Genomic DNA, 21,413 nt, shown 5'->3' on the forward strand with positions numbered 1-21,413 from the left:
TCCGATCATTGTTGATCAAGGGCGGCAGCCACGATCTTTTCCATATCGGATTGCGCCGCCTCGCAGTTCGCCAGCTGGATGACCGACATGCGGTGGGCCGGTATCCTGAGGATCAGCGTGTCGAATCCCCACAGGCCGCCGCTGTGGAATACGACGTCATGGCCTGCGCGCTGGATCACCTCCAGCCCGAAGCGGTAAGCCGGCACCGAACCGTCCAGCAAGGGCGAAGCCTGCAGCATCGCGCGCAACAGACTCGCTGGATCGGCCCATTGGCGATGCCATTCTTTTTCCCAGCGCAGCAGTTCATTGACGCTCGCGTAGACGCCGCCATCTCCAACCGTGTTGGCATTGCCCAGGTGCTGCTTGTAGCCGAAGGGACGCGCGCGATCGGCTTCATAGCTGAAGACCCGGTGTTCGATGATACTGAAGCGGTCCTCGTCGAACACGATGCGCCGCATTCCCAGCGGATCGAACAGCTTTTCTCGCGCATAGCGGCCGAGCGACCTGCCGCTCAGGCGCTCCACCAGGGTGGCAAGCAGGATGTAGTTGCTATTGCTGTAGCGGTATCCGGTCGACGTGGGGAAGGTGACGGTGTCGAGACGAGCGATCACCTGCAGGATCATCCGGTTGTCGAAATAGTCGGCCTCGTGGCGCGACAACTGGGATTCGATGAACTGGAAATAGTCCGGGATGCCGCTGCTGTGATTGAGCAGGCTGCGCAGCGGGAAGGGTTGTTCGAACTTCGCCAGTTCCGGCAGGTGGATGCAAACGTCGTCATCGAGCCCGATGGCGCCCGCGCGCACCAGCGACAGCACGCAGGCGGCGGTGAACTGCTTGGATTCGGAGGCGAGGTAATACGCCGAGTCGGAGCCCAAGGGCACCTTCAGTTCGAGCGAGGCCATGCCGTGGTGAAGCTCGAATACGGCCTTGCCGTCGCACAGGACGGCGGCGCTGAAGCCCGGGCCGTCCGGCGGTAAGGTCGATTGCAGTTGCGTGAAATGGTCTTCCAGCCGGTGCACGAAAATCCCTGTCTTGTCCACTATGAGCCGACAAGTATAAGCTCAGCCGCCTGACGCTCGTCCGTGCCGCGCGTGCAGTCGCCGCAAGCGATGCTAAACTGGCAAGCCTGTCCAACTCTGACCAGAAAGGGGATGTCCATGAAAGATCTCGTCAACGATGCCCACAGCCTGCTGGGCGCCAGCGCCTACGACGACGGCGTGAAGCGGCGCGACTTCCTGAAGGCGGCGGTCGGCACCGGTTTCGCCGCGGCCGCGCTGCCGGTGGTCGCGCAGACCCGGATCCAGACCGATGCCGAGGGCCTCGACGCCGCTGACAGCATCCTGGTCATCGAAGGCCAGGACGTGCCCGTCTACCGCGCCCAGCCGCGCGGCAAGACCAACGTCCCGGTCATCCTGGTGGTGTCCGAGATCTTCGGCGTGCATGAGCACATCAAGGACGTGGCGCGCCGCTTCGCCAAGCAGGGCTATATGGCGATCGCGCCCGACCTGTTCGTGCGCCAGGGCGACGCGACCAAGGTCGAGGCCATTCCGGACCTGATCAAGAACATCGTCTCCAAAACGCCGGACGCGCAAGTCATGTCCGACCTCGACACCGTCGTGGCCTGGGCCAAGCAGCGTGGCGGCGACACCACCAAACTGGGGATCACCGGTTTCTGCTGGGGCGGACGCATCACCTGGCTGTACGCCGCGCACAACCTGGACGTCAAGGCCGGCGTGGCCTGGTACGGCCGCCTGGTGGGCGAGGCGACCCCGAACACGCCGAAACACCCGATCGACGTCGCCCAGAACCTCAAGGTGCCGGTGCTGGGCCTGTACGGCGGCAAGGACGGCGGCATCCCGCTGGACACGGTCAAGCGCATGCAGGCCGCCCTCGACAAGGGCAACAGCCGCTCGACGATCCACGTGTATCCGGACGCCGACCACGCTTTCCACGCCGACTACCGCCCGACCTACAACGAGCTTGACGCCAAGGATGGCTGGAACCGCGCGCTGGCGTGGTTCCGCAAGCACGGCGTCGCCTGACGGGTGACAGCCTGCGAGCCTGCCGCTTCGGGCGGGCTCTTGGACGAGCGCGGGCCGGGAGCGGTACAATGCCCGGTTTGCGGATCGTCGCAAGAACAGAACAAGAGGCTTTCAAATCGACCCGCTTATCGACCCGACCCTGAGTTCCATCCTGCTGGCGACCGTGATCGCCGGCGTCGTCAGCATTTCCGGGGCTGCGCTTTTCTCGTTCGCCCTGCTGTCGAAAGTGGTCGAAAAGATGGTCAGCCTGTCGGTCGGCATCATGCTGGCGACGTCGCTGCTGCACGCGCTGCCGGAAGCGTTCGAATCGGGCGCCGACATCAAGAGCCTGTTCGCCACCCTGCTGGCGGGCCTGCTGGCGTTCTTCTTGCTGGAAAAGGTGGCGCTGCTGCGCCATTCGCACCACCACGAGGGCGACGGACACCACCACGCCCACGGCCATGACGCGCGCGAGGCCGGCAAGTCGGGCTGGATGATCCTGCTCGGCGACGGCATGCACAACTTCACCGACGGCATCCTGATCGCGGCGGCCTTCCTGGCCGACCCGGAGGTGGGCATCGTGACCGCGCTGGCCATCGTCGCCCACGAAATCCCGCAAGAGATCGGCGACTTCATCGTGCTGCTCAACGCTGGCTTCTCGCGCCTGCGCGCCTATGTGTTCAACCTGCTGTGCAGCCTGCTGGCAGTGGCGGGCGGCCTGCTGGGCTACTTCACGCTGGACCAGGCAAGCGGCCTGATTCCCTATGTGCTGGTGTTCGCCTCGTCGGGCTTCATCTATATCGCGGTGAGCGACCTGATGCCGCAGATGCAGCGCCGCGCGACCCTGAAGGAGTCGGTGCCGCAGGTGTTCCTGATCGCCCTCGGGGTGGCGATCGTGGTGGCGCTGCACGCCTTCTAAAGAAAAAGGGCTTCGCGAAGAAGCCCTTTGTCGTTCAATCCGCGCCTTTCGCGACCGGCCGCGAGGCGTCGCCCACCCACTCGCTCCACGATCCCGGATACAGGCTGGCGCCCGGCAGGCCCGCCACTTCCAGCGCCAGCAGGTTGTGGCAGGCGGTCACGCCCGATCCGCACTGCATGATGGCGCGCTGCGGATCGTCGACCAGGGCGCCGAACTCCGCGCGCAGGTCTTCCGGGGCCTTGAAGCGGCCGTCCGCCTGCAGGTTGTCCTTGAAGAAGCGGTTCTTCGCGCCCGGGATGTGGCCGCCCACCGGGTCGATCGTTTCGTTCTCGCCGCGGAAGCGGTCGGCCGCGCGGGCGTCGATCACGATGCGCTGGCCGCTTTCCAGGTTGTCCATCACTTCGCGCACCGTCACGGTCGGCACGAAGGGCGCACGCACGCTCAAGCTGCCGCGCGGCCTGGCGGGCGTCTCGGTCGACAAGGGCTGGCCCAGCGCCTGCCAGGCCGCCATGCCGCCGTCGAGCACCGCCACCGCCTCGTGGCCCAGCCAGCGCAGCAGCCACCACAGGCGCGCCGCGAACATGCCGCCGTGGGCGTCGTAGGCGACCACCTGCGTGTCGTCATCAATGCCGAAAGCCTGCAGGGCCTGCGCCAGCGCTTCCTTCTCGGGCAGCGGATGGCGGCCGAGGAACACGCCGTCAGGCCCGCGCTTGGCGCCCGACAGCACGGTCTCGATGTCGGCGAACACCGCGTTCGGCAGGTGGCCGGCGGCATAGCCGTCACGGCCGGCGGCGAGGTTCACCAGGTCGTGGCGGCAGTCCACCACCACCCATTTCGGGTCGTCGATATGGGCGGCCAGCTGGCTGGCCGAAATCAGGGTCTTGAACATGGCGTTAAGTCTCCTTCTACGATTCGCTGACCACGGGGTCCTGGTCCTTGACGACGGCGCCGCGCGCCGTCTTGCGGGTATTGTAGAACGTCGCGGCCAGTCCCGAGAGCAGGATCACGCCGATGCCCAGCCACACGTGCCAGTCGAAGGCGTCGCCCCACAGGATCAGGCCCCACAGGGTGGAAAACACGATGCCGGTGTACTGCAGGTTGGCCACCACCAGCACCTTGCCCACGCGGTAGGCGCGGGTCATGCACATCTGGGCGATCAGGGCGGCGCCGCCGATTCCCAGCAGCAGCAGGAAGCCGTAGGCCGTGTGCCCATGGAACAGGGCGCCTTGCGGGCCGTCGCCGGCCAGTGTGGCGGCGAGGCCGACCAGGGTCGTGGTCAGCGAGAAGTAGAACACCACGCGGTATTCGGGTTCGCCCAGTTGGCCGAGCTTGCGCACCTGCATATAGGCCATGGCCGAGATCATCGACGAGCACACGCCGGCCAGGCCGCCCAGCCACTGGTTGCTCTCGACCGCCGGCTGCAGCACCATGGTCACGCCGAAGAAGCTGGAGGCGATCGCCACCACCAGCGGCCACTCGGCATGCTTGGTCTTGGTCCACCAGCCCATGACGAACATCCCGGCCGCGATCCAGATCGGCGCCATGTAGTTGAGCGTCATCGCCGTGGCCAGCGGCAGGCGGCCGATCGCGAAGAACCACAGCCACAGCGAGGTCACGCCGACCAGGCTGCGCCACAGGTGGGCCTTGCCGAAATCCGTCTTGAAGGTGCCGCCCTGGCGGCGCACCATGAACAGCAGGATGAGGGTGCCGATCAGGCCCCGGTACATCAGGAGTTCGGAGGTGGAATAGAACTCGGAAGCCAGCTTCACGCCCGCGCCCATGGCGGCGAACGCGAAGCTGGCGTACAACATCCAGAGGGAAGCCATCGGATTTCCAGTGAAGGACCATGCGGCATCGCCGCCGCGCGGTCCGGGCGCCGGGGTGCGGCGCCGGTTTTACGACTTGAAGGTTACAACGCGATCCTGCTGCGATACCACTCATGGAAGTGCTGCATGCCGTCTTCCATGGGCGACTGGTACGGACCGACCTCGTTGACGCCGCGCGCCAGCAGGATCTTGCGGCCGGCATCCATGCGCAGGCCGATCTCGTCGTCCTCGACCGCCGTTTCCATATAGGCGGCGCGCTCGGCCTCGACGAATTCGCGCTCGAACAGCACGATCTCTTCGGGGTAGTAGAACTCGACCACGTTGCGGGTCTTCTGCGGGCCGTCCGGCCACAGGGTCGACACCACCAGCACGTTCGGATACCACTCGACCATGATGTTCGGGTACAGCGTCAGCCAGATCGCGCCGTACTTCGGTGGCTGGCCGTTGTTGAACTTCAGGACCTGCTCCTGCCAGCGTTTATAGGCCGGCGAGCCGGCCTTCTGCAGCGCGCGGTTCACGCCCACGGTCTGCACGCTGTAGTCGCTGCCGAATTCCCATTTCAGGTCGTCGCACGAGACGAAGTTGCCCAGGCCCGGGTGGAACGGCTCGACGTGGTAATCCTCCAGGTAGACCTCGATGAAGGTCTTCCAGTTGTAGTCGCACTCGTGGATCTCGACGTGGTCGAACATATAGCCCGAGAAGTCGAGGTCTTTCGTCACCGACAGCTTGCCGAGCTTTTCCATCACGTTGTAGCCGTTCTGTTCGAACAGCAGGCCGTTCCAGTTCTGCAGCGGGGTTTTCGACAGGTTCAGGCACGGCGTGTCCGCGAAATGCGGTGCGCCGATCAATTCGCCTTTCAGGTCATAGGTCCAGCGGTGCAGCGGGCACACGATGTTCTTCGCGTTGCCGCGGCCATTGAACATCAGCGCCTGGCGGTGGCGGCAGACGTTGGAAAGCACTTCGATGCCGCCCGCGTTACGCACCAGCATGCGGCCTTCGTGTTCGGAGGCGAGCGTCGCGAAGTCTCCGGTTTCCGGCACCATCAATTCATGGCCGATGTAGCGCGGGCCATTGTGGAACAGTTGCTGCATCTCGCGCTTGAGGAGCGCGTCGTCAAAATAAACATTTACCGGAAGCTGTGCGTTCGAGCGCGCCAGCTTGGCGTGGGTAGCCAGATCGGACATCCCAACCCCCCTTTAAGGTAGCTTCCAAAGAAGAGAAAGAATCCAAAGACCAGTATTTAAGTAGAGGAATACGGTATTTCGGACAGAACCGGAGATTATACTGCGTAACAGGCTCTACCGTCTTGGGCCGGCGCGAGATTGTGGTGCGCGGCGCTTGATGTGTTGCCGATGAGGCATGGTTTTCATATTGGAACAGGGGCAGGGAGGGGACAAATAAAGGGCGTCGGCCGGATTCCTGACGCACCTGCCAGTTGTGAATGCTGCAATGTGCGCCCCCCGTGGGGTGGGATTGATCTAAAATACGCGATTGGACTGACCCACGGCGCACAACTGGGCGCCTTCACGAAACCGACTTATGGCAAAGAATATGACAGCGGACAGCGCGCCGGCAGCAGCCGCGGCGCCTCCGCAATCCTTCGAGCAGGCGATGGCCGAACTGGCCCAGCTCGTGACACAGATGGAATCCGGCGCCTTGCCGCTGGAAGCCTCGGTCGCGGCCTATGCGCGCGGCTCCGAACTGGTCAAGTATTGCGCCGCCCAGCTCGAAAAAGTCGAGTCCCAGGTCAAGGTGCTCGAGGGCGACATGCTCAAGCCATTCAGCGACGACGAGGTCACGCAATGACGGTGCAGGATTTCAGCGCCTGGACCCGCGAGGTCCAGGCCAGGGTCGAGGAAGCGCTTGACGCCTTCCTGCCGCCCGCCGACCGGGTGCCGCACAAGCTGCACGAGGCGATGCGCTACACCACGCTCGGCGGCGGCAAGCGCGTGCGCCCGCTGCTGGCGTATGCCGCCGGCGCGCTGTTTGACGCCGACCCCGCGGCGCTGGCCCGGGTCGCGAGCGCGGTCGAGATGATCCACGTGTATTCGCTGGTGCACGACGACATGCCGTGCATGGACGACGACGCCCTGCGCCGCGGCAAGCCGACGGTGCACGTGGCCTATGACGAAGCGACCGCGCTGCTGGTCGGCGACACCCTGCAGGCGCAAGCCTTCGAGGTGGTGGCCAGCCTTGATGCCGCGGCGGTGCCGCCGGCGCGCCAGTTGACGATGGTGCGCCTGCTGGCGCAGGCCGCCGGCTCGAACGGGATGTGCGGCGGCCAGGCGATCGACCTCGATAGCGTCGGCCTGTCGCTCACCCGCGAACAGCTCGAGCGCATGCACCAATTGAAGACCGGCGCCATGCTGCGCGTGTCGGTGCTGCTCGGCGCGCTCGCCGGGCGCGACCTGGCAACGCACGAACTCGAAGCGCTGGACGCGTATTCCGCCGCTGTAGGCCTGGCGTTCCAGGTGGTCGACGATGTGCTCGACGCCACCGCCGATTCGGCCACGCTGGGCAAGACCGCCGGCAAGGACGCGGCCGACAACAAACCGACCTATGTGTCGATCCTCGGCCTGGAGCCATCGCGCGCGCTGGCCGAACAACTGCGGCGTGACGCGCACGAAGCGCTGGCGCCATTTGGAGACAAAGCACAGCGTCTGCGCGAACTGGCAGACCTGATCGTGCAGCGGAAGGCCTAAATGAACCTGCTAGAAAAAATCAACGACCCATCCGACCTGCGCAAGCTGCCGCGCACCCAGCTCACCCCGCTGGCGCACGAGCTGCGCCAGTTCCTGCTCGAGTCGGTGTCCAAGACCGGCGGCCACCTGTCGTCCAACCTGGGCACGGTGGAGCTGACGATCGCGCTGCACTACGTGTACGACACGCCGCGCGACCGCATCGTGTGGGATGTCGGCCACCAGACCTATTCGCACAAGATCCTCACCGGTCGCCGCGGCCGCATGCCCACCTTGCGCCAGCTGAACGGCCTGTCGGGCTTCCCGAAGCGCGACGAGAGCGAATACGACACCTTCGGCACCGCCCACTCGTCGACCTCGATCTCGGCGGCGCTGGGCATGGCCACCGCAGCCAGGATCAAGGGCGAGGACCGCCATGCGATCGCCGTCATCGGCGACGGCTCCATGACCGCCGGCATGGCGTTCGAGGCGCTGAATAACGCCGGCGTCGAGGACGACGTCAACCTGCTGGTCATCCTGAACGACAACGACATGTCGATCTCGCCGCCGGTGGGCGCCCTGAACCGCTACCTGGCGCGCCTGCTGTCGGGTCAGTTCTACGCCGCCGCCAAGAACGTGGGCAAGAGCGTGCTGCCGGCGCCGGTGCTGGATCTCGCGCGCAAGCTCGAAGAACACGCCAAGGGCATGGTGGTCCCGGCCACGATGTTCGAGGAGTTCGGCTTCAATTACATCGGCCCGATCGACGGCCACGACCTCGATTCGCTGATCCCGACGCTGGAAAACATCAAGAAGCTCAAGGGCCCGCAATTCCTGCATGTGGTGACCAAGAAGGGCCAGGGCTACAAGCTGGCCGAGGCCGAGCCGATCCTGTACCACGGGACCGGCAAGTTCAACCACCTCGAGGGCATCAAGCCGTCCACCGCGCCGGGCAAGATCACGTATACCGAGGTATTCGGCAACTGGTTGTGCGACATGGCCGCCGCCGATAAACGCCTGGTCGGCATCACGCCGGCCATGCGCGAAGGCTCGGGCATGGTGCGCTTCCACCAGGAGTACCCGCAGCGCTACTTCGACGTCGGCATCGCCGAGCAGCACTCGGTGACCTTCGGCGCCGGCATCGCCACCGAGGGCCTCAAGCCCGTGGTCGCGATCTATTCGACCTTCCTGCAACGCGCCTACGACCAGCTGATCCACGACGTGGCGCTGCAGAACCTGGACGTGACCTTCGCGCTGGACCGCGCGGGGCTGGTGGGCGCCGACGGCGCGACCCACGCCGGCAACTACGACCTGGCCTACCTGCGCTGCATCCCGAACATGGTCGTGATGGCCGCGTCGGACGAGAACGAGTGCCGCCAGATGCTGACCACCGCCTACCACTATCCCGGCCCGGCCGCGGTGCGCTATCCGCGCGGCGCCGGCGTCGGCGCCCAGATCGCCGAGGCCTTGAGCTCGATCGAGATCGGCAAGGGCGAGGTGCGCCGCACCGGCAAGGGTGTCGCGCTCCTGGCCTTCGGCTCGATGGTGGCGCCGAGCCTGAAGGCGGGCGACGAACTCGATGCGACGGTGGCCAATATGCGCTTCGTGAAGCCGCTCGACGTCGAACTGGTCAAGCGCCTGGCGCAGGAGCACGACTTCCTGGTGACGGTGGAAGAGGGCTGCATCATGGGCGGCGCCGGCGCCGCCGTGATGGAAGCGCTGGCCGCCGCCGGCATCGCCAAGCCGGTGCTGAACCTGGGCCTGCCCGACAACTTCATCGACCAGGGCGATCCGCAAGCGCTGCTGGCGTCGGTGGGCCTGGATGCCAAGGGCATCGCAGCCTCCATTCGCGCGCGCCTGGTGGCGCAGGGCGAGCCGCGGCTGGTGGTGAGCAACGGCTGAGACCGCGTCTCGAACAAAAAACCGCTTTCTCGTGAAAGCGGTTTTTTTTGCGCGTCAGTCGGGCTTGCCGGTGCAGAGGTGGACCGCGCCGGCCGTGACGGCGAAACCTGCCAACATCATCGCGCCGAGCGTTTCCCCAAGCACGGCGAATCCCATCAAGGCCGTCGTACCGGGAATCAGATAGAACAGGCTGGCGACCTTGCTGGCCTCGCCCTTGCGCATCATGAGGAACAACAGGCTGACGGCGCCGATCGAATTGACGATCGACAGCCAGCCGGATGCCAGTACCAGCGCCGGCGTCCAGCGCGCTTCGAACCCTTCCACGACCAGGGCCAGCGGCAGAGCGACGATGCTGGCGACCGCCAGCTGGATGAAACCGCCGGTGCGCAGATCGGCATTGGCGCAGTACTTTTTCTGGTACAGGGTGCCGAGCGTGATGCCCGCCAGCGCCAGGCTCACGGCGCCCAGGCCGGCGATGCTGGCGCCTCCGATGCGATCGGCGACCACCAGCGCCACGCCGCCCAGGCCTGCCGCCAGGCCGAGCCACTGCCGACCGCTGACCCGTTCATGCAGGAACACGCTGGCTCCAAGCGCGGTGAACAGCGGCATGGTGCCGACGATCAGGGCCGACACGCCGGCGCTCACGCCCAGCTTCAGGCCGGTGTACAGGCTGGAGAACTGCAGCGCCTGCACCAGCAGGCCGACCACCACCAGGTGCGCCGCCGGCTTCCAGCCCGTCGGCCACGGCGCCCGGGTGGCGAGCGCGATCGCCAGCAGCACCAGCGCCGCCACCGCGAAACGCAGGAACAGCAGGGTGAACGGTCCCGCGTAAGGCAGGGCGAGCTTGCCGACCACGTAGCCCGAACTCCACATCAGGATGAACAGGAAGGGCAGGGTGGACGAGGGCGCGGCGAGCGCCGTTTTTTGGATGCTGAATGTCGTCATGATCGTCTCCGGTTGTCGGGAGACCAGATTACGACCGTGTAAATATGGATACAATACGTTCAAGCGATAACACATTGTTTCCAACGGGGATACCATGAGCGAGCTGGCGCCACGCGATTTTTCGGATTTATGGCCGTTTGTCCAGGTAGTCGAGGCCGGCAGTTTTTCGGAAGCCGCGCGCAGGATGGGCACGACCAAGGCCAGCGTCAGCAAGGCGGTGGCGCGGCTCGAAAAGGCGCTGCAGCTCAAGCTGCTGAACCGCTCGACGCGCCGCATCGGCCTGAGCGAAGCGGGGCGCGAGATCTACCAGCACGCCGTGCGCATGATCGAGGAAGGCAGGGCCATCGAGGCCGCGGCGGCCGGGCAGCAGTCCGGGCCGGGCGGCACATTGCGCGTGTCGACCTCGATGGCGTTCGGCAATGCGCAACTGGCCGCGCTGCTGCCCGGCTTCATGGCGCGCTACCCCGAGGTGCGCGTGGTCCTGAACCTGCTTGACCGCCACGTCGACCTGGTGGAAGAGGGGATCGACGTCGCGCTGCGCCTGTCGCCGAAGATCGACCTGATGAGCGTCGTCGCGCGTCCGGTGGCGCCGCTGCGCTACGTGCTGGCGGCCTCGCCCGATTACGTACGGCGCTGCGGCATGCCGCCCGACGTCGCCGGCTTGGCGGCGGCGCGCTGCCTGACCTTTGGCGAGTCGGGGCCGGGCGCGGTCTGGGAATTCGAGGTGGATGGCGCGCCGGTCACGCTCAAGCCCGCCAGCGCGTTGACGATCAACAGCAGCCAGGCGCTGCGCGAAGCGATGCTGGGCGGCGCCGGCATCGCCTTGCTCCCGACCTTCGTGGTCGGCGAGGACATCCGCGCCGGCCGCGCGCTGCATGTGTTGCCGGCGGCGCGGCCGGTGGGCATGTTCGGCAGCCAGGTGCTGGCCGTCTATCTCGAGAACCGCTTCCTGCCGCAGAAGGTCAGGGTCTTCATCGATTACCTGCTCGAACAGTGGGGCGAGCGGCCGGCCTGGGACGATTTTCCCACTAGCCCGGCTGGCCGAACAGCGCCTCGGCGCGCTGGTACAGGATCCAGGAAGTAGCGATGTACTTGTCGCCGCTCCTGGCCACATTGCCGCGGTGGGTATGGGTGAAGCCCGCCGGCGCGATCACCAGCCGCCCTTTTTTTGGCGCGATCTTGCGGCCCTGGTACAGGAACTCGGTCTCGCCGCCATCGTCCACGTCGTTGAGATAGAACATCCACAGCAGCACGCGGTGCAGCGAATCGCAGCTGGCGTTCTGCGGATAGATCTCGGAATGCCAGTGGTGGTAGCCGCCGCTATTCTGCCGGTACTTCTGCAGGTTGATGGTGCCGGGGCGGTACAGCACGCGCACCAGGTCTTCGATATACGGGCGGCCCACTTCCTCGAAGTTGTCCATCGATAGCACCGTCGGCGCGCCGGTCTGCGGGTGCTCCAGGGTCGGCGACAGGGACCCCATCAGCAGCATGCGGTAGCGATCGACGTACTGCACCAGGTGGCGCGACATCGTCTCGAGCAGCAGCTGGGTGACGTCGTCCCACTCGCGGTGCAGGTTGATGGTGATGTCGTAGCTGTCCTTCTTGTCGACGTCGACGCCGTTGCCGGTGCGCCCGCGCACGACCTTGTCGCTGGCCTCGAAGCGCGCCAGCAGGGCGTCGCACTGCTGCGCGCTGAGCGCGTCGTCATAGACGCCGATGAAGTCATCCATCACCTTGTCGTCCATGGATCAGCCCCGCTTGCGTTCGTGCTGCCACAGCACGTCGCTGCCGCCGGCATGGCGGTTCAGCACGCGCGCCAGCACGAACATCAGGTCGGACAGGCGGTTGACGTACTGGCGCGGGTGGGCGTGGATCTGCTCCGCCTTCGACAGCGCCACGATGGCGCGCTCGGCGCGCCGGCATACGGTGCGGCAGACGTGGGCGGTGGACGCTGCGCGCGAGCCGGCCGGGAGGATGAATTCCTTCAGGACCGGCAGGTCGGCGTTGTATTTCTCGAGCAGGCCGTCCAGGCGCGCCACGTGTTCTTCCTTGATCATCTGGTAGCCGGGGATGCACAGCTCGCCGCCCAGGTCGAACAGGTCGTGCTGGATCGACACCAGCTCTTCGCGCAATGCAGCCGGCATGTCTTCGCACAGCAGCAGGCCGACGAAGGAGTTGAGTTCGTCGACTTCGCCCAGCGCGTGGATGCGCGCGCTGTCCTTGCCGGTGCGGCTGCCGTCGCCCAGGCCGGTGCTGCCATCGTCGCCGGTGCGGGTCGCGATTTTCGAGAGGCGGTTGCCCATGATGTTGCCTTATGCGTTGGTGAGAAAAAACGATGGGACGAGCATACGACAAAACGTGGTAATTGTGCTTACAATCGAAGCATGCACGACCTCGTCTCCAATCCAGGCCCAGTCGCCACGCATGACCCCACCGAGCGGCGCAATCAGGTGGCGGCGGCCCTGCGCGCGCGCCTGCCGGCGGGCGCTGTCCTGTCCGACCCCGAAGACACCCGGCCCTATGAATGCGACGGCCTGGCCGCCTACCGCCAGCTGCCGCTGGTCGTGACCCTGCCGACCGACGAGGCGCAGGTGCTGGCCATCCTCGACGTCTGCCGCGAATTGCAGGCGCCGATCGTGCCGCGCGGCGCCGGCACCGGGCTGTCGGGCGGCGCGCTGCCGATCCGCGACGGCGTCGTGCTGTCCACTGCGCGCATGAGCCAGATCAAGCGCGTCGACCCGCTGGCGCGCACCGCCGTCGTCCAGCCTGGTGTGCGCAACCTGGCGATCTCCGAAGCCGCCGCCCAGTTCGGCCTGTACTACGCGCCCGACCCGTCGTCGCAGATCGCCTGCACCATCGGCGGCAACGTGGCCGAGAACTCGGGCGGCGTGCACTGCCTCAAATATGGCCTGACGGTGCACAATGTGCTGCGGGTGCGGGTCGCCACCATCGAGGGCGATATCATCGAACTGGGCGGCGCAGCGCTCGATGCGCCGGGCCTGGATTTGCTGGCGGTGTTCATCGGTTCCGAAGGCATGCTGGGCATCGTCACCGAGGTGACCGTGAAGCTGGTGCCGAAGCCGGCGCTGGCCCAGGTCATCATGGCGTCGTTCAGCGATGTGGTCACGGCCGGCAATGCGGTGGCCGACGTGATCGCGGCCGGCATCATCCCGGCCGGCCTCGAAATGATGGACCGCACCTCGGTGCGCATGGTCGAGCCCTTCGTGCAGGCCGGCTACGACCTCGACGCCGCCGCCATCCTGTTGTGCGAGGCCGATGGCACGGCGCTCGAGGTGGCCGAAGAAATCGCGCGCATGAGCGCGGTGCTCGAGCGCGCCGGCGCCACGGCGATCACGGTGTCGCAGAGCGAAGCCGAGCGGGTGCGCTTCTGGTCCGGCCGCAAGAACGCCTTCCCGGCGGCGGGCCGCATCTCGCCAGATTACTACTGCATGGACGGCACCATCCCGCGCAAGCAGCTGGCGCGGGTGCTGGCCGGCATCGCCGCGATGGAACAGACCTATGGCCTGCGCTGCTCGAACGTGTTCCACGCCGGCGACGGCAATATGCATCCGCTGATCCTGTTCGACGCCAGCGCGCCCGGCGAATTCGAGCGCGCCGAAGCCTTCGGGGCGGCGATCCTGGCGCTGTGCGTCGAAGTGGGCGGCACCATCACCGGCGAGCATGGCGTGGGCATGGAAAAGATCGACTCCATGTGCGTGCAATTCGGCCGCAAGGAACTCGACGCCTTCTTCGCGGTCAAGCATGCCTTCGACCCGGTCGCGCTGCTCAATCCGGACAAGGCGATCCCGACCCCGCACCGCTGCGCCGAATTCGGCAAGCTGCACGTGCACCACGGCGAGGTTCCGTTCCCGGACCTGCCGCGTTTTTGAACGAGAGCCGATATGGGAACGATCGAACGATTCCAGGAACGGGTGCGGGCCGCGGCGAGTGATCGCCAGCCGCTGTGCATCCGCGGCGGCGGCAGCAAGGACTGGTATGGCGGCGCGCCACAGGGCGCGGTTCTCGACACCCGCGACCACGCCGGCATCGTCGACTACGAGCCGACCGAACTCGTGGTCACGGCGCGCTGCGGCACGCCGCTGGCCGAGATCGAGGCGCTGCTCGCACGCCACAACCAGATGCTGGCCTTCGAGCCGCCGCATTTTTCGGCTACCGCCACCGTGGGCGGCACGGTCGCGGCGGGCTTGTCCGGTCCGCGGCGCGGCAGCAGCGGCGCCACGCGCGACTTCGTGCTCGGCGCCAGGCTGCTGGACGGGAAGGGCGACGTGCTGGCGTTCGGCGGCAAGGTGATGAAGAACGTGGCCGGCTACGACGTCTCGCGCATGCTGGCCGGTTCGATGGGCACGCTCGGCCTGCTGCTGGAAGTGTCCTTGAAGGTGCTGCCGCGGCCCTTCGCCGAGGCCACGCTGCGCTTCGAGATGAGCGAGATCGACGCCATCCGCCGCCTGAACGAATGGGGCGGCCAGCCCTTGCCGCTGTCGGGCAGCGCCTGGTGCGGCGGCCAGCTGGCGCTGCGCCTGTCCGGCGCCGAGGCGGCGGTCGACGCCGCGATGCGGCTGCTGGGCGGCGAAGCGGTGCCGCATCCGGATGCGGCGGCGTTCTGGACCGACCTGCGCGAACAGCGTCATGCCTTCTTCACAGGGAGCGAACCCCTGTGGCGCCTGTCGGTGCCGTCGACCACCGGCGCGCTGGTGCTCGGCGGCGACCAGCTGATCGAGTGGGGCGGCGCCCAGCGCTGGCTGCGCACCGGTGGCGATGCCGCCACGGCCGACACGGTCCGGCGCACGGCACAAGCCTGCGGCGGCCATGCGACCCTGTTCCGTGGCGGCGACAAGGGCAGCGGCGTGTTCCAGCCGCTGGCGCCGGTGCTGGCGCGCATCCATGCGCGCATGAAGGATGCCTTCGATCCCGCCCACATCTTCAACCCGGGCCGCCTGTATCCCGAAAGCGCCTGACCCATGCAAACGACATTAGCCGACTTCATCAAGGGCACGCGCGAAGGCGCGGAAGCTGAAGCGATCCTGCGCGCCTGCGTGCACTGCGGCTTCTGCACCGCCACCTGTCCGACCTATCAACTGCTGGGCGACGAACTCGATGGCCCGCGCGGACGCATCTACCTGATCAAGCAGGTGCTCGAAGGCGCGCAGCCGACCCGCAAGACCCAGCTCCATCTGGACCGCTGCCTCACCTGCCGCAACTGCGAGACCACCTGTCCGTCCGGCGTCAAGTATGGCCGCCTGGTCGACATCGGCCGCAAGCTGGTCGACGAGCGCGTGCCGCGTCCCTTGAATGAAAGGATCAAGCGCACCACGCTCAAGGAATGCCTGCCGCGCGCCGGCGTGTTCAGGCCGGCCTTCCGGGCAGGCCAGGCGCTGCGGCCGCTGTTACCGGCCGCTCTGCAGGACAAGCTGCAGCCGGGGCGCGCCGCCGGCCACTGGCCGGCGCGGGTCCACGCGCGCAAGATGCTGCTGCTGGACGGCTGCGTGCAGCCGGCGATGGCGCCGAACATCAACGCTGCCACCGCGCGCGTGCTCGATTCTCTCGGCGTGCAGCTGCTCGTGGCGCCCAAGGCCGGCTGCTGCGGCGCGCTGCGCTACCACATGAACGACCAGGACGGCGGCCTGGGCGACATGCGGCGCAACGTCGATGCCTGGTGGCCCTACGTGGAACAGGGCGCGGTCGAGGCGATCGTGATGACCGCCTCCGGTTGCGGCGTCACCGTCAAGGAGTACGGCCACCTGCTCGCGCATGATCCGGATTACGCCGACAAGGCGCGCCGCATCAGCGAGTTGACGCGCGACCTGTCCGAGATCCTGCCGCAATTCGAGGAGCAGATCAGGACGCGGGCGCAGGGGAGAAGCGCGCCGCGCGTGGCCTACCACCCGCCCTGCACCCTGCAGCACGGCCAGCAGATTCGCGGCAAGGTCGAAAGTATGCTGCACGCGGCCGGCGTGGACGTGGTGCTGTGCGCCGACAACCACCTGTGCTGCGGCTCGGCCGGCGCCTATTCGGTGCTGCAGCCGGAGATCGCGCACGCGCTGCGCGACCGCAAGCTGGCCAGCCTGGCGGCGACCGGCGCCGAGGAGATCGTGTCGGCGAACATCGGCTGCCTGACCCACCTGCAGTCGGGCACGGACAAGCCGGTGGCGCACTGGATCGAATTGCTCGAGCGGGCATTGCGCTGATTGCGCGCGCGGGCGCAACGCCGATTTCCTGGCCGTGTTAGGATCGCGCCGAACCCGTCAATCGGCGGGAACCAGTGGCAATCTACAGGAACGATCTTGAGCTTCACCTTCCAACTCGTGCGCGACGACGAGGGCGGCCCGGCCGCCGTGGTCTTCGAAGACAGCAGCAGCCCCGGCCTGGTCCCGGTCTGGGAAGCCGCCGGCGTCTACGACGCGCTGTACAACAGCGACGGCCGCATGGCGCGCGACGTCTCGCGCGCCATCGCCTACGGCCTCGACCAGCTGAACGAGAACGCCGCGCTGGGCAGCCTGCTGCCGCCGGGCGTCTCGATGACCGAGGCGATCCGCTTCCTCGACAACGTCAGCCGTGGCTGCACCATCCACGGCGTGGCGCGCATCCAGACGCGCTGACGACGAATCCGTGCGCTTGTCACAAGAGGTTACGACGGCGCTATGGTGTTCAAGTGCAAGGGCTTGTACCATGTGAGCGTTTTGCTCGACAACGAAAGCCTCTTATGACCTTGCCAATCTTTTCACGTTCCATGTGCCTGGGCCTGTTCGCCATCGCCTGCGCCATCCCGGTCCATGCCGAGAGTTTCGCCTCGTCGGCCTCCAGCGCCGGCTCTGCGTCGTCGGCCAGCATTTCGGATTCGATCAGCGATTCGAGCAACAGCTCGAGCGGCGACGACAAGGTGGCGGCCGGCGACTACCGCGTGATCGATATCGCGCAAGCCCCGAACAAGCCCGACACCACCCGCCTGACCCTGCGCGCCGAAGCCGGCCAGGCCCGCACCTTCTTCCTTGACGTGCCGAACCGCGCCATGGCCCAGCGCCAGGTCAATGCCGGCGACGTGGTGCGCGTGAACGAGCGCGTCTATGGCTACGAATTCGCCCATGCCGACACCCAGCGTCCGTTCTTCCTGGCGCTGCAGGACGACTGGCAGCGCGACCTGGCGTCGCGCAAAGTCGTCATCTGATGCGGCTGCGCAGGGCGACCGCCGCGCTGGCGCTCGGCCTCTGCGCCAGCAGCGCCGCGTGGGGTGGGCTGCCGACCTTCTGCGAGCGCGAGAGCGACATCACCGCGCTCGAACAGGACCGCGTGCTGCGCTTTGCCGGCGTGGTCCGGCAAGAACTCGAACGCTCGGGCGGCAAGGTCGCCCTGATTTCCCGCGCCGGTGTGGACCTGAGCCGCTTCGGCCTGCTGTATTCGCATGCCGGCGTCGCCCTGCGCGACGATGCCGACGGCGCCTGGGCGGTGCGCCAGCTGTACTACGCCTGCGACGACGCCCGTCCGCACCTGTTCGACCAGGGCATCTCGGGCTTCGCGCTCGGCGCCGATGCGCCATCCAGCGGCCATGTGTCGCTGCTGCTCCTGCCCGAGCAGGACAGCGCGCAGCTCGAACGCGCCGCGCGCGACAAGCGGCTGGCGCTGGCGCTGCTGGCAGGGAAGTACAGCGCCAACGCCTATGCTTTCGGCACCGATTACCAGAACTGCAACCAGTGGGTGGCCGAACTGCTGGCGGGCGCCTGGGGCGGCGTATCGGGACACGGCGCAGGGCAGGCAGGACAGGTGCGCGAGCGGGCGCAGGACTGGCTGCGCGCGCAGGGCTACGTCGCCGGGCCGGTCAGGGTGCCGGGACACTTGCTGATGTTCGCCGGGCAGTTCGTGCCGCTGGTGCACGTCAACGACCATCCGGTGGACGACCTGCACGCCCTCGCGCTGCAGGTGAGCGTGCCGGCCTCGATCGAAGCCTTCGTGCGCCAGCGCGCGCCGCAGACGCAACGCGTGGAGATCTGCCACGACGAGGGCCGCATCGTCGTGCGGCGCGGCTGGGAGCCGCTTGGCGCGGCGTGCGAGCCGGGGCCGGACGACGAAGTGACCGTCCTCGCCAACTGAGCGTTTCGCGATACGCCCTTGGGCGGCGTCAGGCCGCCAGCAGCTTCTCGATATCGCCCTTCAGTTCTTCCGGCTTGGTGGCCGGCGCGTAGCGCTTGACCACGGCGCCTTCCTTGTTCACCAGGAACTTGGTGAAGTTCCACTTGATTCCCTCGGTGCCCAGCACGCCCGGCGCCTCGCCCTTCAGGAAACGGAACAGCGGGTGGGCGTCGTCGCCATTGACGTCGATCTTGGCGAACATCGGGAAGGTGACGCCGTAGTTCTTTTCGCAGAAGGCGCCGATCTCGGCCTCGCTGCCCGGCTCCTGGCGGCCGAACTGGTTGCACGGGAAGCCGAGCACCACCAGGCCCTGGTCCGCATAGCGTTGCTGCAGTTCCTCCAGGCCCTGGTATTGCGGGGTGAAGCCGCAGGCGCTGGCGGTATTGACGATCAGGAGCGCCTTGCCGCGATAGCGTGCCAGGTCGACCGGCTGGCCGTCGAGAGCGGTGGCGTTGAAATCGTAGGCGGTCATGGCGTTCTCCTTGTGGTTGAATCGCCAAGTTTACGCGAAGGCGGCGCGACGTGCACGGCATCCCGACGCGACCTTCCGGCACGAATCATGGCGGTGACTTTTATTGCGTCTTAGCATTTCTTAACGTATTTTGGGCACAGCGCGTGCGACAATTACGCTCGTCCAATTGTCCAGCATCCCGGGTTGTCATGCCACGTCACCGTTCTTCCGTCTTGCTGCTCGCGCCGATCGTGGCGGGCACGCTGCTCGCCCCTGCCAGCGCCAGCGTCCAGCAGCCTCCCGCGGTCCCCGCACCTGCCGCGCCTGCGCCAGCTACCCCCGTACCGGAAGCCGAGGTTCCGGTCCAGTCGACGGTCTCGGTCAGCGCGGTACGCTCGTCGAACCGCATCGACCGCCAGGCCTATGACGTCAAGAGCGATTCTGCCGCCACCAACGACACCATCGCCGATACCCTGAACAAGGTGCCGTCGGTCGCGGTCGACCCGGACGGCAACGTGACCCTGCGTGGCCGCAGCAATGTGCAGATCCTCATCGACGGCAAGCCGTCCGCCATGATGCAGGGCGAGAACCGCGCCGCCGCCCTGGGCGCGCTGCCGGCCGCCGACCTCGAGTCGGTGGAGGTGATCAACAATCCCGGCGCGCAGTTCGGCAACGAGGGCGGCGGCGGGCCGATCATCAACCTGGTGATGCGGCGCGAGCGCACGCCGGGCAGCTTCGGCGTGGTCAACGCCAACGCCGGCGCCGAGGGCCGCTTCAATGCCTCGACCTTCGGCAGCTACACGGGCGGACGCCTGAGCGTGCAGGGCGCGCTGTTCGGCCGCCGCGACAGCCGCGGCTCGACCGGCGAGACGACGCGCGACCGCATCGATCCGGCCACCGGCGCCGTGGCCAGCAGCGTGCAGACCTCGACCAGCGAGAACGACACCGAGTCGGCCGGCTTCAACGGCTCCCTCAACTACAACCTGGGCGAGAAGGACGTGGTGTCGCTCAAGGCCAGCTTCAACGCCAACCGCCAGGATGGCCTGTCGTCCGAGCGCTACCGTGGCACCGACGCATCCGGGGCGGTCGAGAGCGACTACCTGCGCTCGACCGTGCGCGACACCGACAACCGCAGCTACAGCCTGGGCGCGAGCCTCGACCACAAGGGCGAGCTGCCGGGAGAGATCTTCAAGACCGACCTGCGCCTGTCCGGCACCCGGGGCGAGGGCGACACCCGTTACGCCAGCGACTACACGGTGCGTCCGATCAATTCGTCCGATCCGCTGACCCGCCAGGACAACCTGAACGAGACCCGCATCATCGACCTCACCGGCGATTACGAGCGTCCGGGTGAGGCCGGCGTGCTCAAGCTGGGCTACAAGGTCATCCGCAACAGCAGCGTGATCGACACCCGCTTCCTCGACGTCGATCCGGGCACGCTGTTCGAAACCGTGAACCCGGCGCGCACCAACCGCTTCGAGCTGGTCGACACCACGCTGGCGCTGTACGGCACCTACCAGATGCGCCTGGGCGAGAAGTGGGGCGTGCTGGGCGGCCTGCGCACCGAATACACCGATCTGGACATGGACCAGGTCACGACCGGGATCAAGGCCGGCAACCACTACCTGGAAGCGATCCCCAGCGCCTTCCTTACCTATGACCTGTCCGATAGCACGGCGCTGCGCCTGAGCTATGCGCACCGCATCCGCCGTCCGGGCGCCTCGGACCTGAATCCCTTCGTGATCTACCGCGACGAAACGAACGTCTCGTCGGGCAATCCCGAGCTGATGCCGACCGAGTCCGACTCGCTCGAGCTGGGCGTCGAGACCAAGCTTGGCAACGTCGAGACCAATGTGCGCCTGTATGCGCGCCGCGACACCGACCTGATCTCGGAGCGCCGCTACTTCATTTCGGACACCGTGCTGCTGACCACGCGCGAGAACGCGGGCACCAGCCGCTCGGGCGGACTGGAATTCACCTTCAGCGGTCGCGCCACGTCCAAGCTGACGATCAATGCCAGCGGCAATATCGGCTATTCGGAGCAATCGGTGCTGGGCAGCGTGAACGACGACAAGCGCAGCGCGACCTCGATCGCCGGCCGCGCGCGCTTTAATTACCAGTTCAATCCGGCCAACAGCCTGCAGCTGGTGCTCAATGCCCAGGGCAAGACGCTGTTCGGCGAGGGTTATCGCCAGCCGACCCGCACCGCGGACCTGAACTACCGGCACAACCTGAGCCAGGCCCTGAGCCTGGTCGTCAACGTCAACGACGTCTTCGATTCGCAGAAGTCGGAGTCGATCACCGAAACCGACAGCCTGCGCGAATACAGCCTGCGCCGCCAGGACGGGCGCCTGGTCTACGTCGGCCTGTCGTACCGCTTCGGCACCTTTGGCGGCGGACGCGGCCCGCGTGGCCCGGGCGGGCCGGGCTTCGGTCCACCGGGCGGCGGCATGGGGCCGCGGTAAATACAGCCCGTCAGTACAGGCGATATGCCGGATGAATAATTCCGGCAAAGCGGCTTTCGGCGCAACA

The 21,413-nt window shown here is 66.8% G+C and carries 21 protein-coding genes; 13 read left to right on the forward strand and 8 right to left on the reverse strand.

Going from position 1 to position 21,413, the window contains the following annotated elements:
• Positions 1–5: 5 nt before the first annotated feature.
• A complete protein-coding gene (locus tag HMPREF9710_RS15915) occupies positions 6–1,019 on the reverse strand; it encodes a serine hydrolase domain-containing protein (RefSeq protein ID WP_005668015.1) in 1,014 nt (337 codons plus the stop codon).
• A gap of 138 nt (positions 1,020–1,157) precedes the next feature.
• Here HMPREF9710_RS15915 and HMPREF9710_RS15920 point away from each other — a divergent pair, with 138 nt between their 5' ends.
• Together HMPREF9710_RS15920 and HMPREF9710_RS15925 are read left to right on the forward strand one after the other, a co-directional pair.
• The gene (locus tag HMPREF9710_RS15920) at positions 1,158–2,042 is read left to right on the forward strand and encodes a dienelactone hydrolase family protein (RefSeq protein ID WP_005668017.1); all 885 of its coding nucleotides are present in this window, start codon (positions 1,158–1,160) and stop codon (positions 2,040–2,042) included.
• Positions 2,043–2,205: 163 nt separating this feature from the next.
• On the forward strand, positions 2,206–2,940 hold the full coding sequence (locus HMPREF9710_RS15925; RefSeq protein ID WP_005668018.1) for a ZIP family metal transporter: 735 nt from the start codon (positions 2,206–2,208) through the stop codon (positions 2,938–2,940).
• 34 nt (positions 2,941–2,974) lie between these two features.
• On the opposite strand, the gene HMPREF9710_RS15930 is transcribed toward HMPREF9710_RS15925, so the two are convergent.
• The 3 genes from HMPREF9710_RS15930 to HMPREF9710_RS15940 form a co-directional block, all read right to left on the reverse strand.
• Entirely contained in the window at positions 2,975–3,829 is an 855-nt protein-coding gene (locus tag HMPREF9710_RS15930) for a sulfurtransferase (protein WP_005668020.1), read from the reverse strand.
• Between the two features lie 16 nt (positions 3,830–3,845).
• Positions 3,846–4,766, reverse strand: a complete 921-nt coding sequence (locus tag HMPREF9710_RS28995; RefSeq protein ID WP_005668022.1) for a DMT family transporter — start codon at positions 4,764–4,766, stop codon at positions 3,846–3,848.
• Positions 4,767–4,849: 83 nt separating this feature from the next.
• Positions 4,850–5,950: an aromatic ring-hydroxylating oxygenase subunit alpha gene (locus HMPREF9710_RS15940; protein WP_005668024.1), complete on the reverse strand. Its 1,101-nt coding sequence runs from the start codon at positions 5,948–5,950 to the stop codon at positions 4,850–4,852.
• A 367-nt stretch (positions 5,951–6,317) separates the two neighbouring features.
• On the opposite strand from HMPREF9710_RS15940, the gene HMPREF9710_RS15945 reads away from it, so the two are divergent.
• The 3 genes from HMPREF9710_RS15945 to dxs are packed head-to-tail and all read left to right on the forward strand — an operon-like array spanning position 6,318 to position 9,343.
• Entirely contained in the window at positions 6,318–6,572 is a 255-nt protein-coding gene (locus HMPREF9710_RS15945) for an exodeoxyribonuclease VII small subunit (RefSeq protein ID WP_040777212.1), read from the forward strand.
• Positions 6,569–7,468, forward strand: a complete 900-nt coding sequence (locus HMPREF9710_RS15950; RefSeq protein ID WP_005668028.1) for a polyprenyl synthetase family protein — start codon at positions 6,569–6,571, stop codon at positions 7,466–7,468. The genes HMPREF9710_RS15945 and HMPREF9710_RS15950 overlap by 4 nt, the downstream gene beginning before the upstream one ends.
• Positions 7,469–9,343 (forward strand): 1-deoxy-D-xylulose-5-phosphate synthase, encoded by a 1,875-nt coding sequence (dxs, locus tag HMPREF9710_RS15955; RefSeq protein WP_005668030.1) that lies wholly within the window; start codon positions 7,469–7,471, stop codon positions 9,341–9,343.
• Positions 9,344–9,397: 54 nt separating this feature from the next.
• Here dxs and HMPREF9710_RS15960 read toward each other — a convergent pair whose 3' ends face one another.
• Positions 9,398–10,288, reverse strand: a complete 891-nt coding sequence (locus HMPREF9710_RS15960; RefSeq protein ID WP_005668032.1) for a DMT family transporter — start codon at positions 10,286–10,288, stop codon at positions 9,398–9,400.
• Between the two features lie 94 nt (positions 10,289–10,382).
• On the opposite strand from HMPREF9710_RS15960, the gene HMPREF9710_RS15965 reads away from it, so the two are divergent.
• Positions 10,383–11,372 (forward strand): LysR family transcriptional regulator, encoded by a 990-nt coding sequence (locus HMPREF9710_RS15965; protein ID WP_005668034.1) that lies wholly within the window; start codon positions 10,383–10,385, stop codon positions 11,370–11,372.
• On the opposite strand, the gene HMPREF9710_RS15970 is transcribed toward HMPREF9710_RS15965, so the two are convergent.
• Positions 11,317–12,033, reverse strand: coding sequence for a 2OG-Fe(II) oxygenase (locus HMPREF9710_RS15970; protein WP_229409837.1), 717 nt, complete (start codon positions 12,031–12,033; stop codon positions 11,317–11,319). The genes HMPREF9710_RS15965 and HMPREF9710_RS15970 overlap by 56 nt on opposite strands.
• Positions 12,034–12,036: 3 nt before the next feature.
• Positions 12,037–12,591: a cob(I)yrinic acid a,c-diamide adenosyltransferase gene (locus HMPREF9710_RS15975; protein ID WP_005668037.1), complete on the reverse strand. Its 555-nt coding sequence runs from the start codon at positions 12,589–12,591 to the stop codon at positions 12,037–12,039.
• A gap of 81 nt (positions 12,592–12,672) precedes the next feature.
• Between HMPREF9710_RS15975 and HMPREF9710_RS15980 the strand changes: the two genes are divergently transcribed.
• The 6 genes from HMPREF9710_RS15980 (at position 12,673) to HMPREF9710_RS16005 (ending at position 18,391) form a co-directional block, all read left to right on the forward strand.
• Positions 12,673–14,178 carry an FAD-linked oxidase C-terminal domain-containing protein gene (locus HMPREF9710_RS15980; RefSeq protein ID WP_005668038.1) on the forward strand — a complete coding sequence of 502 codons (1,506 nt, stop codon included), beginning with the start codon at positions 12,673–12,675 and terminating at the stop codon, positions 14,176–14,178.
• A gap of 12 nt (positions 14,179–14,190) precedes the next feature.
• A complete protein-coding gene (gene glcE, locus HMPREF9710_RS15985) occupies positions 14,191–15,264 on the forward strand; it encodes a glycolate oxidase subunit GlcE (RefSeq protein WP_005668039.1) in 1,074 nt (357 codons plus the stop codon).
• A gap of 3 nt (positions 15,265–15,267) precedes the next feature.
• Complete coding sequence (gene glcF, locus HMPREF9710_RS15990; protein WP_005668041.1) at positions 15,268–16,494, forward strand: glycolate oxidase subunit GlcF; 1,227 nt, start codon at positions 15,268–15,270, stop codon at positions 16,492–16,494.
• A 96-nt stretch (positions 16,495–16,590) separates the two neighbouring features.
• Entirely contained in the window at positions 16,591–16,905 is a 315-nt protein-coding gene (locus tag HMPREF9710_RS15995; RefSeq protein ID WP_005668043.1) for a hypothetical protein, read from the forward strand.
• Positions 16,906–17,009: 104 nt separating this feature from the next.
• Complete coding sequence (locus HMPREF9710_RS16000) at positions 17,010–17,471, forward strand: hypothetical protein (RefSeq protein WP_051205124.1); 462 nt, start codon at positions 17,010–17,012, stop codon at positions 17,469–17,471.
• The gene (locus HMPREF9710_RS16005) at positions 17,471–18,391 is read left to right on the forward strand and encodes a DUF2145 domain-containing protein (RefSeq protein ID WP_005668046.1); all 921 of its coding nucleotides are present in this window, start codon (positions 17,471–17,473) and stop codon (positions 18,389–18,391) included. Before HMPREF9710_RS16000 ends, HMPREF9710_RS16005 begins: the two co-directional genes overlap by 1 nt.
• Positions 18,392–18,419: 28 nt before the next feature.
• Here HMPREF9710_RS16005 and HMPREF9710_RS16010 read toward each other — a convergent pair whose 3' ends face one another.
• The gene (locus HMPREF9710_RS16010; protein ID WP_005668047.1) at positions 18,420–18,902 is read right to left on the reverse strand and encodes a glutathione peroxidase; all 483 of its coding nucleotides are present in this window, start codon (positions 18,900–18,902) and stop codon (positions 18,420–18,422) included.
• Positions 18,903–19,090: 188 nt separating this feature from the next.
• Here HMPREF9710_RS16010 and HMPREF9710_RS16015 point away from each other — a divergent pair, with 188 nt between their 5' ends.
• A complete protein-coding gene (locus HMPREF9710_RS16015; RefSeq protein ID WP_005668048.1) occupies positions 19,091–21,346 on the forward strand; it encodes a TonB-dependent receptor domain-containing protein in 2,256 nt (751 codons plus the stop codon).
• Positions 21,347–21,413 lie beyond the last annotated feature (67 nt).

It is taken from the genome of Massilia timonae CCUG 45783 (assembly GCF_000315425.1).
GTDB lineage: Bacteria > Pseudomonadota > Gammaproteobacteria > Burkholderiales > Burkholderiaceae_D > Telluria > Telluria timonae.